A 14,445-nucleotide genomic window follows, 5' to 3' on the forward strand; every position below is an offset into this window, starting at 1 on the left:
TCACCCCTGGCTATGGTTAATGACATGGTTGCGGCCATCTTCCGCAATCTGGTCATCCGAAATTTTAAAGTTGTGCATTTGCATGGTGTGGTAACGGTCAAAATACTGCTTGATGTCTTTCTCCACACCCAGATCAAAGGCTGGTTTGGCGGTATGTGTTGCGCCCCACACCACCTTGACCACTTTGCCCTCTTTCACTACCAGCTCGCCGTCTTTAAACACCAGGTCTGGCTTGGCGAACATCGCCTCCTTGTCAGCCTGATCGGTATAGACGGTAATATCAGCCGCAGCGCCCACGCCCAAATGTCCCCGGTCGTGCAGGCCAATCAACTTGGCCGGGGCTGAGCGGGTCATGGTGGCGATTTCATATAAGCTATATTCGCGTTCCAATGATTTCAGGTTACTCATGGCTTGCGCATCGAGGTTGAGCTTGTCAAACGCATCATTACGGAAGGTTTTATCCATGAGCAAACGGATCAAATGCGGATAGCTGGTAAACGGCGCACCGTTCGGATGATCTGTAGTCAGGAAAATGCGCCAAGGGTCATCCACACTTAAAAATACTTCCAGGCCAATCGCCCATTGCAAGGCGTTGACATAGTTCTGGTCGCGGTATTTGAACGGCACCACGCCACAGCCGGCGTCGCATTCAATGTCCATAATCACCGATTTTTTCGGATTGGCCACTTTGGCGTTTAAGTGCTGCATCATGTTGTCGCCAGACGCGGTCACGGTCTGGCCAAACAGAATCTGGCCGACATCCGCAGTGATGTGTTTGTTGTTGTTGATCGCTTCGGCAATATTGGCGGCGGCAGAAGAAAACCTCTTGTCGCCCTCGGTGCCATAACTGTGAAACTGGATATGGGTCAAATGCATGGGGATGCCATCGCTGGCGCCCATGGTATCCAGCGTGGTCTGAAAGTTACCGGCCACGCCCAGGTTATTACAGTGCACATGCAAAGGTTTGGCAATACCTATCTCATTTACGGCACGGCTCAAAGCCTGCAAAATGCGGCGCGGCGTGATGTTGTAATAACTGTGCAGTTGATCCAGGTCCTGGCGGCGCTCATTGAATTTAAACGCGGAAATGCCGCCCGGATTGACCACTTTGATGCCTATGGTTTGCGTCGCATGCAGAGTCCACGCCACATAGTCATTAATGGTTTTCTGGTCAGCATTCTGGCTCAGCAAACGCAGCAGGTAATCATCGTTACCCAGCATGGCGTAGCCGCCTTTATCAATCATCGGCGTGTCACCCATTTCCATATGCGCCTGACGCGCATTCACGGCGAGCACGGCCGGCTCAAAGGCAGCGGTATAACCCATTTCGATATAGCGCATGCCGGTATCGGTGGTATTCGGTGTCGCATGGTGGCTGCAGTTGGCGCCGCAGATGTGAGCTTCAGGCTCCTCCAGCTTGCGCATGGCCTGGTATTCAGGCAGCAGCATGCGGGCAATATTGACTTTGCCGCCACCAATATGGCTATGCATATCAATCGCCCCGGCCATCACGATCTTGCCATTCAGGTCGTACACCTGCGCAATTTTTTCACTGTCGGCCGGTTTGGCAATAATGCGGCCATCACGGATATAAATATCCTGCACCACGCCATCCTTGCCGTGCGCGGGGTCAATCACTTTAGCGTTCTTGAGTACGGTAATCATGCCGCCACTCCTTTAAGTTCTGTTTCTATCATGGCGATCACTTGTGACAAGGTGGGCAGGTCAGAAGGCTTGGCTGCGCTGAGCGGCAAGGTAACCGAGCCATCCACACGGAATTGCTGGCCGTTGCAGTCCAGCCCTGGCGTCGCAACGGGGATAAACACTGCTAGCGTCTCTTCAAATTGGCTGTCAGCAGCACCGAGCACAATCACGGGTTTAGTGCCTGCAGGCGGCATCGCATCCGGACTGTAACTATTCACCCATACCACCGCGTCATGGCTTTCCCAGTCTGGTGTATCAATAATCACGCCATTAAGCCAGGTATGTGCGTAGTTGACGCTGGTATCGCCATCACTGCCGCCAAGCGACAAACCCATGGCGCGGCTCTTCTGGTTCAAGGCGACCACGGTTTCAGTGATATTTTCAATGGTTAATTCGGCATGCGCATAATGCAGGTCTTTGGATACCCACACCAAGGTGGCGTACTTGGCTGCCTTCAGCGTCTCAGCCACGGTTCTCAAACGGCTCACGTCTACCCCGGCCACTGTTTCCGCAGTCACTGGCTTGCCCATCACCAGGGCCCTTAAGGTGGCGACCACCTCCGGTAACTGTTCGCTCGCACAAGGAATCACTTCAGGTGCGCGTCCATCGGGAGAGACGCCAGGCTTGGTATTCAGGTCATCGCCGCCCAGGTAGATGATCTTGCGGGCGGCAGGCGCGGTAAACATGGCCTCAGGCACCCACACCACGCGCTCGAAAAAACGGGTATTGTGGCTCACCACATCAGTGCCTATCATCAGGATCACATCTGCGCGGTTGCGTACTTCGGTCAAGGTGGTGGTCTGCCAGCCGCGATGCTGTAATACCTGCATGTTGCGCAGCGTACTGCTGGCATTGAGATGCGTCATTGCCGCATGCGTATGATGCGAAAGGCTGACCAGAGCACGCGCACCGTGGACATCGGTACTGCTGCCGGCGATCAATGGCGTTTTGGCTTGCTTGAGCAGTTCGACGGCGGCATGTACGGCCTGGGTCAGCGACACAGGTTGCCCCGCCACCCGAGGTTGCGCACCATTACTCGTTCGCGCATAGAACTTTGCGGCTTTGCCACACGAAAACTGCTGTTTGGCAATGGCCTCCCCCGAAATGTCGTCACATAGCAAGCCGCAAGCCGGGCATGCATGCATACTGTTTTGTTGATTTGTCATGGCTTTATAGTCTCTCGTTTTGATCTTTATGTATTCAATCCTGAATATCCACCTGACCGTGGGAAACCATCACATCATAAAACATCTGCTGACAATAGATAAAAAAAATAAAGCAATGAATGCCTGCTATTTAACGCAATAAAAGCCTGTCATCCGTATCTAAGGTTTATCAATCACAGTAAAAATAGTAGAATAGTCGTTTGTTTTTCTTGTTCATTACTTTATTTGGAGTTCTCATGGCTTTAGAGCGTACACTCAGCATCATCAAACCAGACGCCGTTGCAAAAAACGTGATTGGTCAAATCTACACCCGCTTTGAAAACGCCGGTTTGAAAATTGTTGCAGCTAAAATGACCCACCTGACTCAAGCTGAAGCTGAAGGCTTCTACGCTGTGCACAAAGAGCGCCCTTTCTTCAACGACCTGGTTAAATTCATGATCTCTGGTCCTGTGATGATCCAGGCATTGGAAGGCGAAAACGCGGTATTGAAAAACCGTGAACTGATGGGTGCAACTAACCCTAAAGACGCAGCCCCTGGCACCATTCGTGCTGACTTCGCTGAAAGCATTGATGCTAACGCCGTGCACGGTTCCGACTCTTTGGAAAATGCGGCCATCGAAATCAAATACTTCTTCGGTTAATCACACCCTTCGTCACTTAAAGACGATCACATTGATACCGAACTAGGAATACACTTGGTTAACTTACTGAATTTTAACCAATCGCAACTCGCCGAGTACTTCACCAGTCTCGGCGAGAAGCCTTTCCGCGCCAAACAATTGATGCGCTGGATGCATCATTTCGGGGTGCTTGACCTCGACCAGATGACCGATATTGCCAAAACTCTGCGCGAAAAACTGCGTCAGGAAACCGAATTTGCGCTGCCAGACGTGCAGTTGGAACAAGTGTCAGATGATGGCACCCGCAAATGGCTGATCGGCACAAACAACTTAAGAGACGGCACGTCTAACAGTGTGGAAACCGTCTTTATCCCTGAAGATGACCGCGGCACGCTGTGTATCTCCAGTCAGGTAGGCTGTGCACTCGAATGCACATTCTGCAGCACCGGTCGCCAGGGCTTCAACCGCAATCTCAACGTCTCCGAAATTATCGGCCAACTATGGATTGCCAATCACGCCCTGCGCCAGGCGCCTGGCTATGACTTGCTGCCACCCGGTGAGCGCATTATCTCCAACGTGGTGATGATGGGCATGGGTGAGCCATTGGCCAACTATGACAACGTCGTCACGGCGATGCAAATCATGCTGGATGACAGCGCTTATGGCTTAAGCCGTCGCCGCGTCACCCTGTCGACCAGCGGCATGGTGCCAGCGATGGACAGACTCAAAGAAGATTGCCCCGTCGCCTTGGCGGTGTCGTTACATGCGCCGAATGATGCGCTACGTGATGAGATCGTCCCAATTAATAAAAAATATCCAATTAAAGATCTGATGGCCGCTTGCGAGCGCTACCTAGTCAAAGCACCACGTGATTTCGTGACGTTTGAATATGTCATGCTGGACGGCGTCAATGACACCCTGGAACACGCCAAGCAACTGATGAATATCGTGCGCGATGTCCCTTGCAAATTTAACCTGATCCCATTCAACCCGTTCCCTAACAGTGGTTACGGGACGTCCAAGCCCATGCAGGTGCGTGCGTTTCGTGATATGTTAATGCAGGCAGGCTTTGTAGTCACCGTGCGTAAAACCCGCGGAGACGACATTGATGCGGCCTGCGGGCAACTGGCAGGTAAAGTGCTCGATAAAACCCGCCGCACCGAGAAAACCATAGCGATACACCCGGAACAGTAAGTGATGACAGCCCCCTTGTACAAGCCTTTCGTGGTCATCTCTGCAGTGACCTTGTTACTGTGGCTGTCAGGGTGTGCGCAAAACCCTTCGTCCAACGCTCAAGCTCAGCCTTATGACCAGCAGCCTATCGGACGCGAAAGCGGCGATATGGAATCTGCCCGCGTGCATACCGAACTTGGCGCGGAGTATTTCCGGCTCAAACGATACGATGTGGCCCTTGAGGAGTTTAATACCGCGCTTGAACGCAGCGCGACCTATGCCCTTGCCTACAACGGTTTAGGCCTGGTCTATGCGGCCCTCGGTGAAAAAGCACGCGCAGAAGCCGCATTCAAGCGGGCGATTCAACTGCAACCAGCTAACTCGGAGTCACACAACAACTATGGCCGTTTTTTGTGTGACCAAGGTCAATACGACGCCTCACAAAAAGAGTTTTTGCTCGCGGTGAAGAATCCGTTGTATAAAACACCGCAAATTGCGCTATATAACGCCGGCGTCTGTGCCTTGCGTGCCCAGCAAAAACCACAGGCTGAGCACTATTTTTATCAGGCACTGCAAGTGGACCCATTGGCCCACGCCAGTGCTTATCAATTGGCCAACCTGCAATTTGCACGCGGCGAGGCACAACTGGCACTCAACACCGTGCAAAATAGTGTGAACGTTGCCCCGACACCAGAGTCCCTCTTTTTGGCAGTCCGAATTTGCCGGTCCTTACAATTGGCCGATGATGCAAATTATTACAGTGTGCAACTGCACAAACTGTTCCCGAATGCCAATGAAACCAAACAATTGCTGAAAACGGAGTAAATGCACGTGACGTCAGAAGATACCACCAACGTCAATCCTGCACCGGCAGAAAAACCCAGACGTGGCCGTCGGCCCAAGAATGCTGCCACCACGCAGACGGCAGCCAGCCAGGCGCCCACAACAGAGACTGCGGTGAGCCTGGAGCAAACGCCTGCAGCAGTCTCGGTTGCGCAAGCAGCAGCAGAAGCTTCGCGCATGGATATCACACCTGACGATACTAGCAGTCTCAATCCAATACCTACCGATGCGCCTGAAGAGTACGGTGCCGCCATGGGCTTGGAAAGCATCCCGCAACAAGCAGTGAACCCGTCCATCGCTTATGGTTCTGGCTGCGGCAATGTCCTCAAAGCGGCACGAGAGGCACAGGGCTTGAGTATCCATGAAGTGTCTGGCCAATTGCGCCTGGGCGTCAAGCAAATCCAGGCCATTGAGCAGGATGACTTTGATAAGTTGCCACAACCAAGCATTGTGCGCGGCTTTATCCGTAACTACGCACGTTTGCTCAATATTGATGTGGCACCCATCATCGAGGCCTATCAACGCATCGTGCCTAACAAGACCCCGCTGCCCTTGAGTGTCCGCTCGAATGCCAGCCGTTCGGTGATTGATAAACCGGTGCGCGTCTTGCGTCCGCAACGCTTGCTCACCTTGCTGATCTTTTTGATATTGGCCGCGATTGCCGCCTATTTTTATATCAACCATATCAAGCCGCACACACTCAAAGATGCTTCACTGGCGCTGGATGTGGAAGAAATCAGTGAAACAACGGGTCAGCAAATCGAAATTCCAGTGCCTCCGGCAACTGCGACCGCCCCCGAAACAAGCAATAGCGCGACCGTAGAAACCGGTAATACTGCCAGTACAGCCTCAGTAGAGGCGCCCGCAGAAACCAGTCTAGCCATGCAACCGGCCGCAGGCATGCAGCCAGCGAGCCCGGCTGATACGGTTGCCAGCACGCCTACCATTGTCAGCACCCCGACACCGGCAGCCGGTCAGTCGCTTGAAACGACCACGCTCAAAGCCGTGGATCCGCAAAAGGCAAATCTGAGCTTTAAAGTGACTGAAGACTCCTGGGTGCGCATTGAAGATATGCAAGGCAAAAAATTATTTAGTGAGGTACTGCCGGCCGGTTCAGAACGTCAGGTAGTGACAGACAAACCGGTCAATATCACGGTTGGACATGCCGCAGGCACCCAACTGACCATTGATAACCAGCCTTACGATTTAACCCAAGCCACACGTGGTCGTGTTGCGCGTATTCAATTGAAATAATCATGATATCCCGTAGACATACCCGTCAGGTCATGGTCGGACACGTTGCGGTCGGCGGTGGCTTATATGGTACACAGGTGTCGCCTGTGGTCGTGCAAAGCATGACCAATACCGACACCGCCGATGCGGCTGCCACCATCGCGCAGGTCTATGCCTTATGGCAGGCCGGCTCTGAAGTGGTCAGGATTACGGTCAACAGCGCCGAAGCTGCCGCGCAAGTCGCCACCATCCGCAAAGGCCTGGATGCGATGGGGTGTTCTGTGCCGCTGGTGGGCGACTTTCACTTTAACGGCCACAAGCTGTTGCAAGCTTACCCGGATTGCGCCGAAGCACTGGCCAAGTATCGGATCAACCCTGGTAATGTCGGCAAAGGCAGCAAGCGTGACGAACAGTTTGCGGCGATGATAGAAGCCGCCATCCAGTACAAAAAAGCCGTCCGCATCGGCGTGAACTGGGGCAGCCTGGATCAAGCCAAAATGGCACAAATGATGGATGAGAATGGCAAATCTGCCAACCCGCTCTCGGCCGATGCCTTGATGCGCGAAGCCCTGATTCAATCCGCGCTCGAAAGTGCCCAGCAAGCCGTCGATTTAGGCTTAAACCCCGATCAAATCATCATTTCTTGCAAGGTCAGCAACGTGCAGGATCTGGTACTGGTCTATCAGGCGCTGGCGCAACGCTGTGATTATCCCCTGCATTTGGGACTGACTGAAGCGGGCATTGGCTCCAAAGGCATTGTTGCCTCCACTGCCGCACTGGCGATTCTGTTACAGCAAGGCATAGGCGACACCATCCGCGTCTCACTAACCCCCGAGCCGAATGAGTCCCGCACCAAAGAAGTGGTGGTCGCCCAAGAAATCCTGCAAACCATGGGTATCCGCTCATTTACGCCCTTGGTGACCGCCTGCCCTGGCTGCGGCCGGACCACCAGCACCTATTTCCAGGAGCTGGCGATGCAAATCCAGAGCTGGTTACGCAATCAGATGCCAATCTGGCGTAGCCAATACCCCGGCGTGGAAACCCTCAATGTGGCAGTCATGGGCTGCGTGGTTAATGGCCCTGGCGAATCCAAATTAGCCAATATCGGCATTAGCCTGCCGGGCACAGGCGAAACGCCGGTGGCGCCGGTGTTTGTTGATGGTGAAAAAACCGTCACCCTTAAAGGCGACCATATTGCTGAAGAGTTTCAACAGATCGTGGATGAGTATGTGCGCACGCATTATGCCGAAGGTGGCAAACTGCGCACAAACAAAGCGCCCGTGATCCCGATTGTGGCCGTATAAGCCATCCACCTCCCCCATTCGTACAAGATGAGTCAAACATTTCAATCCATTAAAGGTTTTTACGACATCCTGCCAGAAGCCACGCCCTTGTGGTTCAAGCTTGAAGATACGGCACGCCGGATCTTGAGCCAGTATGGTTACAACAATATCCGCATGCCACTGGTCGAGCCGACCGAGTTGTTTGTGCGCAGCGTAGGCGAGCATACAGATATCGTAGAAAAAGAAATGTACGCCTGGGAAGACAAGCTCAATGGCGACAAACTGACGTTGCGCCCGGAAGGCACGGCCGGTTGCGTACGTGCCGTGGTGGAACACAATCTCACTTACAATGGCCCGCAACGCCTGTGGTATATGGGACCCATGTTCCGTCATGAAAACGTACAAAAAGGCCGTCAGCGCCAGTTTCACCAAATCGGCGTAGAAGCCTTTGGCTTTGAAGGGCCCGATGTGGATGCCGAGCAAATCGTATTGCTGGCCAGACTGTGGCAAGCGCTGGGCATTGCCGACGTTGAATTACAGTTAAATAGCATTGGAAATGCCGAAGAGCGTACAAAATATAGAAACTGGCTCATTGAATATTTCGAACGCCATGTAGATATATTGGATGAAGATGCTAAGCGTCGTTTGTATACAAATCCTTTAAGAATCCTAGATAGTAAAAACCCTCGCATGCAAGACATGTGTCAAGCAGCTCCTAGGCTTTTAGACGTTTTAGGAGATGAGAGTAAAAAACACTTTGATGGCCTTTGCAATATATTGCATCAGGCAGGCATTGCTTACACGATTAACCATAGACTGGTGCGTGGCTTGGACTATTACAACCGCACAGTCTTTGAATGGGTGACCACCAAACTTGGCGCGCAAGGCACCATTGCCGGCGGCGGACGCTACGACACGCTGGTAGAACGTATTGGTGGGAGTGCGACTCCGGCTTGTGGCTTTGGCATCGGCCTGGAACGCGTATTCCTGTTGATGCAGGAATATGGCGTCACCGCCCAGAACCAACCCGATATTTACCTGGTCAATGTGGGCGAGTTGGCGACACAAAAAGCCTTTACGCTGGCCGAAAGACTGCGTAGCATGGGACTCAAGGTGGTCTTGCACGCCGGTGGCGGTAGCTTTAAATCACAAATGAAAAAGGCCGACCGCAGTGGTGCGCGCTTTGCCGGCATTTTTGGGGATGATGAAGCAGCCGTTGACGAACTGACCTTAAAACCCATGCTGGGTCAAGGCGAGCAAGCACGTGTCAGCTTTGATCAAGTCGCCTCCATCGTTAATGCGGGCTGATTGGCGGCAGTGTTCTGTTTGAATGATGACTGGTCTGAATAGCAAGGCTGGTAAATATCAACAACGGTCGCTGGCATGGCGATAAATCCGTAATTTTGTGAATCTGGTGATTGATCTATCAACATGAGCGAAATCTTAAATATCCAGGACCTCAATATTTACCCGGCCAATGCGCCAGGGCGCTACTTGGTCAAACAGGCCTCGCTCAGCCTCGCCCGTGGCAAGACAACCTGTATCGTGGGTGAGTCTGGTAGCGGCAAAAGCCTCACTGCGCTCAGTATCATGAAGCTACTTTCCCCGCAATTGCGCATGCAAGGCCGCGTGGTATTTCAGGGCCAGGATCTCAGCCAATTAAGCGAGCGCGAAATGCAAGCCATCCGTGGTCGAAAAATCGGCATGATTTTTCAGGAGCCCATGACCTCGTTAAACCCGGTACTCACCATCGGCTTTCAGATCGGTGAGCCACTGCAAACGCATTTAGCGCTTAAAGGTGCCGCACTTAAACAAAAAGTCGCTGAATTACTAACGCAAGTGGGCATTGATCCCACGCGCGCCAACAGTTATCCCGACGAACTTTCAGGCGGGCAACGTCAGCGTGTCATGATAGCCATGAGCATTGCTTGCCAACCTGCCCTGCTGATTGCCGATGAGCCGACAACTGCGCTTGATGTTACCGTGCAAGCACAGGTGCTGCGCTTGCTCGATGAACTCAAGCAACGGCTGAATATGGCGATGCTGTTTATTACCCATGACTTCGGTGTGGTCGCGGATATTGCCGACGATGTCATCGTCATGTTCAGAGGTGAAATCGTAGAAGCTGGCCCGGTCAGCCAGGTATTGGATGCGCCACAGCATCCATATACCCGTGCCTTGCTCGCTTGCGTGCCCGATGCTGAGGGCAAAAAAGTGTTGCAGCCCATGCGCTATGACTGGCTGACGCCTGCGTGAGGTCGATATGACGGATTTCCTGTTACAAGCCCATCATCTAAGCAAAAGTTACCGTCAGCGGACCGGCACGCTCGGGCTGAATACCCAGACCATACATGCCCTCGACGATGTCAGCCTGCAACTCAAACGCGGCAGTACGCTGGCTGTGGTCGGCGAATCTGGCAGCGGAAAATCCACACTGGCTCGCGGCATTTTGCGCCTGCTGCCGCTAGACCAAGGCCAGGTGCTGTTCGATGGTCAAGACTTTCTCGCGCTAGACCAAAGCAGCCTGCGGCATGCACGGCGCCATATGCAAATGGTGTTTCAAGACCCATTTGCTTCACTCAACCCCAGAATGCGTGTGGGTGAAATCATTGCCGAGGGCCTGGTGATCCATGGCATCGGCGATAAAAAACAACAACAAAACAGCGTCTTTGAGATGCTGGAAAAAGTCGGGCTAAAAGCTGAAGATGCCAGCAAATATCCGCACCAGTTTTCAGGCGGCCAACGCCAGCGTATCGGCATCGCGCGTGCCCTGATTCTGCAGCCCAAGCTGGTCATCTGCGATGAGCCGGTGTCGGCGCTAGATGTGTCAGTGCAGGCGCAAATCCTGTTATTACTCAAGCAACTGCAACAAGAAATGGGGCTCAGTTATCTGTTTATCACGCATGATTTACGCGTGGTCAGGCATATTGCCGATGAGGTTCTGGTCATGCAAAAAGGCAAAGTAATTGAGCAAGGAAGCGTAGAAACCATTTATAATGTTCCCCAACAAAAATATACCCAACAGCTGCTCAGCGCAATTCCTGGTCAAGGCCTGCGCGGGGCTGCCGCATAATTAAGATCCTAATACAAGAATACGCAGGAAATTCAATGGCATACGATTTGGAAGAACAGGAACAACTAGATGAGTTTAAAGCCTGGTGGAACAAAAACGGTAAACTGGTCACCCGCCTGGTGATTGCAGCGGTCATCGTCTATGGCGGCTGGCAAGGATACCAGTCTTACATGAATAGCAAGGCCACTGCAGCCTCTACCGCCTATCAGACCTTGATCAGCAGTTCCTTGCTGGATGTTGATAGCAAAAAAGCCGAGCAAATTAGCAAAGAAGCGCAAGCCATTGAGCAAGACTACAGCATGACCCCTTATGCAGGCCGTGCCGCCCTGTTTGCAGCGCGCGCATTGCATGAAGCCAAGCAGTCCGAAGCCTCTGAAAAGCAATTGCGCTGGGCGATGGCTGAAGCAAAAGAACCCGCCATTAAACAGATGGCCGCCATTGAAATTGCCGGCTTGCAAATTGAGCGCAATGCACTGGACGATGCCAAGAAAACCTTGGAAGGCATCAATGATCCAGGCTTTGATGGCATTAAAAACAGTTTGCTTGGCGATATCCTGATGGCGAAAAAACAGGAAAAAGAAGCGAAACAAGCCTATACCAAAGCATTGCAAGCACTTGATCCTGAAGGAAAATTGTTTTACCTGACCCAGCAGAAGCTGGATGCTTTAGGATAATTGCTAATGAAGTTGAATGTTGCCGCCATGCCTGCCCCGTCTCACCGTCTCAAACAATGGACACTGGTTGCCCTGTGTGTCATCGGGAGCAGTTTGACTGCGTGTACGGCATTCAACGACGTTAAAACCAATTTAAGTGAAAGTATTTTTGGCACCGAGCCTGCGAACCCGCCTGTAGAGCTTGAGGAGATCAAATCCTCTTACGAGACACGCGTACAGTGGTCCACCGATGTGGGCGAAGCTGGCCGTTTCAGCTACGTGCCCGTCCTGGCTGACAACATGGTGTATGCCGTCAATGCAGAAGGCAGCGTAATGCAGCTTTCTGCAGAAAATGGCAAAACGCTGTGGCAAACAGAATTAGGCGAGCCCATCAGCAGTGGCGCAGGACTGGGCGGTGGCCTGGTGTTGGTCGGGACCAGCAAAGGCCACGTCTATGCACTCAACCTGAATGGCAGAAAGCTGTGGAGCGCCGTGCTCTCCAGTGAAATACAAGGCTCCCCGCGCTATTATGATGGCACGGTAATTGTGCGTACCACCGATCACCATATTTACGGCATTGATGCGGCAGATGGCCGCCGCAAATGGTCTTATGAACGTGCCACCCCTTCCCTCTCGCTCAAAACGCATGCCGGCATCGTCGTAGATGGCGGCGCCATTTATGCTGGCTTTCCTGGTGGGAAACTGGTGGCGATTCGTGCCGACAATGGCAAACTGATTTGGGAAGCAACGGTTGCCCAACCCAAAGGCGTGACTGAAATCGAACGGATTGCAGACATCACCAGTTTGCCGTTTGTCGATGGCCCACTGGTGTATGTGGTAGCTTATCAGGGCAAAGTCGCCGCCGTTGACCGTCAGCGTGGACAAGTGGTGTGGAGCCGCGATATTTCAAGCTATGTCGGCCTGACCGCAGAGAATAACAAAGTGTACCTGAGCCACACCATCGGCTCAGTCTACTCACTGGATGCCAGCAATGGCAAAACCTTTTGGCGCCAGGGCAACCTGGGCTACCGCAACCTGACCGTGCCTCTCCCACTCAGCAATATTGTGGCTGTTGGTGACCTGGAAGGCTATGTCCATTTACTGAGCCAGGATGACGGCAGCTTTGTCGGCCGTCTGCAATTAGGTTCCAAACCCCTTATGGCATTGATCGCAGGCACCAATGCCAACCAGTTTCTTGCACAATCGCGTGACGGTCACCTTTACGCCGTGACATATAAATAATGCTACCTACCATCGTGCTTGTTGGCCGACCCAATGTCGGCAAATCTACTTTATTCAATCGTTTGACCAAATCGCGAGATGCGCTGGTCGCCGACTTGCCTGGTCTCACGCGTGACCGGCATTACGGCCGAGGCCTGGGCGCCAGCCAGCCCTATCTGGTCATTGATACTGGCGGCTTTGAGCCCACCGCAGATACGGGTATCTTGAAAGAAATGGCCAAGCAAACCTTGCTTGCCATTGATGAAGCCGATGTCATTATTTTTCTGGTCGACGCCCGGGCTGGCCTGACACCGCAAGAATTTACCATTGCGCAAACCTTGCGCAAGGCCCAGCGGCCGGTACTGCTGGCAGTGAACAAAACCGAAGGCATGCGCAAAGCCATCGTCAGCGCTGACTTTCATGAGCTAGGCATGGGCGAACCTCTGTCCATCTCTTCCGCACATGGCGAGGGTGTCAGAGATTTGATTGAACTGGCGCTGGAAACCATCGCCGATAAGGAAATCGAAGCTTCCGAGCCTGTGAATCCGGACAATCCCCGCATTGCAATTGTTGGCCGCCCTAACGTTGGCAAATCGACACTGGTGAATGCGCTGCTGGGAGAAGACCGCGTGATTGCCTTTGACCAGCCAGGCACGACTCGCGACTCGATTGAAATCGCGCTCGAAAAGAACGGCAAGCACTATACGATTATTGACACTGCGGGCGTACGCAAGCGCGGCAAGGTTTTTGAAGCAGTTGAAAAATTCTCCGTGATCAAAACCATGCAAGCGATTGAAGACGCCAACGTGGCTATTTTGGTGGTGGATGCCCAAGAGGGCATTACCGAGCAGGATGCACACGTTGCGGCCTATATTGTCGATGCCGGACGTGCTCTGGTCGTCGCCATTAACAAATGGGATGGCTTGCAGGATGATGAGCGCGAATGGATCAAACGCGAAATCGACCGCAAACTGCAATTCCTCGACTTTGCCAAATTCCACTATATCTCGGCGCTGCGTAAAAAAGGCCTGAATGAGTTACTGGACTCAGTTGATGTTGCCTTTAAGGCGGCCATGGCCAAGTTAGCCACGCCACAACTGACGCGCGTGCTTGGCGAGGCCACCACCCAGCATCAACCACCCATCAGCCGTGGTATTCGCCCCAAACTGCGCTATGCACACCAGGGTGGCAGCAACCCGCCAATTGTGGTGGTACACGGTAACCACATTGATGGCGTCAAAGCGAGCTATACGCGTTTTCTCGAAGGGGTGTTCCGAAAAGCCTTTCAATTGGTAGGCACACCGCTGCGCGTGCAATACCATCAGGGTGAAAACCCGTTTGATAAGGAAGAAGAGCGCAAAAAAGGCGAAGGCCTGGTCACCATGCGTAGACGTAAAAATGAAATGCGCGCCAAGCTGAAAGCGCGCAACGAGCAAAATAAAACAAAAAAATAATTGCTTGGGCGCTCAGGATGGG

Annotated in this window: 13 protein-coding genes; 11 read left to right on the plus strand and 2 right to left on the minus strand. The window is 52.8% G+C overall.

All coding sequences use genetic code 11. From position 1 onward, the window contains the following. Entirely contained in the window at nt 1–1,665 is a 1,665-nt protein-coding gene (locus tag AACH41_RS08180) for a formylmethanofuran dehydrogenase subunit A (RefSeq protein ID WP_338654363.1), read from the minus strand. Further along, the gene (locus tag AACH41_RS08185; protein ID WP_338654365.1) at nt 1,662–2,870 is read right to left on the minus strand and encodes a formylmethanofuran dehydrogenase; all 1,209 of its coding nucleotides are present in this window, start codon (nt 2,868–2,870) and stop codon (nt 1,662–1,664) included. The genes AACH41_RS08180 and AACH41_RS08185 overlap by 4 nt, the downstream gene beginning before the upstream one ends. A gap of 236 nt (nt 2,871–3,106) precedes the next feature. Between AACH41_RS08185 and ndk the strand changes: the two genes are divergently transcribed. From ndk to der, 11 genes are all read left to right on the plus strand, one after another. Beyond that, a complete protein-coding gene (ndk, locus tag AACH41_RS08190) occupies nt 3,107–3,511 on the plus strand; it encodes a nucleoside-diphosphate kinase (RefSeq protein ID WP_194748437.1) in 405 nt (134 codons plus the stop codon). A 54-nt stretch (nt 3,512–3,565) separates the two neighbouring features. Then, the gene (rlmN, locus tag AACH41_RS08195; protein WP_194747785.1) at nt 3,566–4,684 is read left to right on the plus strand and encodes a 23S rRNA (adenine(2503)-C(2))-methyltransferase RlmN; all 1,119 of its coding nucleotides are present in this window, start codon (nt 3,566–3,568) and stop codon (nt 4,682–4,684) included. A 3-nt stretch (nt 4,685–4,687) separates the two neighbouring features. Beyond that, complete coding sequence (pilW, locus tag AACH41_RS08200; protein WP_313987990.1) at nt 4,688–5,488, plus strand: type IV pilus biogenesis/stability protein PilW; 801 nt, start codon at nt 4,688–4,690, stop codon at nt 5,486–5,488. Further along, nucleotides 5,489–6,760, plus strand: a complete 1,272-nt coding sequence (locus AACH41_RS08205; RefSeq protein ID WP_338654367.1) for a RodZ domain-containing protein — start codon at nt 5,489–5,491, stop codon at nt 6,758–6,760. It begins immediately after the preceding gene. A 2-nt stretch (nt 6,761–6,762) separates the two neighbouring features. Next, entirely contained in the window at nt 6,763–8,043 is a 1,281-nt protein-coding gene (gene ispG, locus AACH41_RS08210) for a flavodoxin-dependent (E)-4-hydroxy-3-methylbut-2-enyl-diphosphate synthase (RefSeq protein WP_338654368.1), read from the plus strand. Nucleotides 8,044–8,070: 27 nt separating this feature from the next. Further along, entirely contained in the window at nt 8,071–9,330 is a 1,260-nt protein-coding gene (hisS, locus tag AACH41_RS08215) for a histidine--tRNA ligase (RefSeq protein ID WP_338654369.1), read from the plus strand. Nucleotides 9,331–9,453: 123 nt separating this feature from the next. Then, nucleotides 9,454–10,278, plus strand: a complete 825-nt coding sequence (locus AACH41_RS08220) for an ABC transporter ATP-binding protein (RefSeq protein WP_194747796.1) — start codon at nt 9,454–9,456, stop codon at nt 10,276–10,278. Between the two features lie 7 nt (nt 10,279–10,285). Continuing rightward, the gene (locus tag AACH41_RS08225; protein WP_338654371.1) at nt 10,286–11,095 is read left to right on the plus strand and encodes an ATP-binding cassette domain-containing protein; all 810 of its coding nucleotides are present in this window, start codon (nt 10,286–10,288) and stop codon (nt 11,093–11,095) included. Between the two features lie 35 nt (nt 11,096–11,130). After that, nucleotides 11,131–11,769: a tetratricopeptide repeat protein gene (locus tag AACH41_RS08230; RefSeq protein WP_338654373.1), complete on the plus strand. Its 639-nt coding sequence runs from the start codon at nt 11,131–11,133 to the stop codon at nt 11,767–11,769. A 6-nt stretch (nt 11,770–11,775) separates the two neighbouring features. Then, entirely contained in the window at nt 11,776–12,990 is a 1,215-nt protein-coding gene (gene bamB / locus AACH41_RS08235) for an outer membrane protein assembly factor BamB (RefSeq protein WP_338654375.1), read from the plus strand. Beyond that, nucleotides 12,990–14,423: a ribosome biogenesis GTPase Der gene (der, locus tag AACH41_RS08240; protein WP_338654377.1), complete on the plus strand. Its 1,434-nt coding sequence runs from the start codon at nt 12,990–12,992 to the stop codon at nt 14,421–14,423. The genes bamB and der overlap by 1 nt, the downstream gene beginning before the upstream one ends. The last annotated feature ends 22 nt before the right edge of the window (nt 14,424–14,445 follow it).

Source organism: Methylophilus sp. DW102 (assembly GCF_037076555.1).
Taxonomy (GTDB): domain Bacteria; phylum Pseudomonadota; class Gammaproteobacteria; order Burkholderiales; family Methylophilaceae; genus Methylophilus; species Methylophilus glucosoxydans.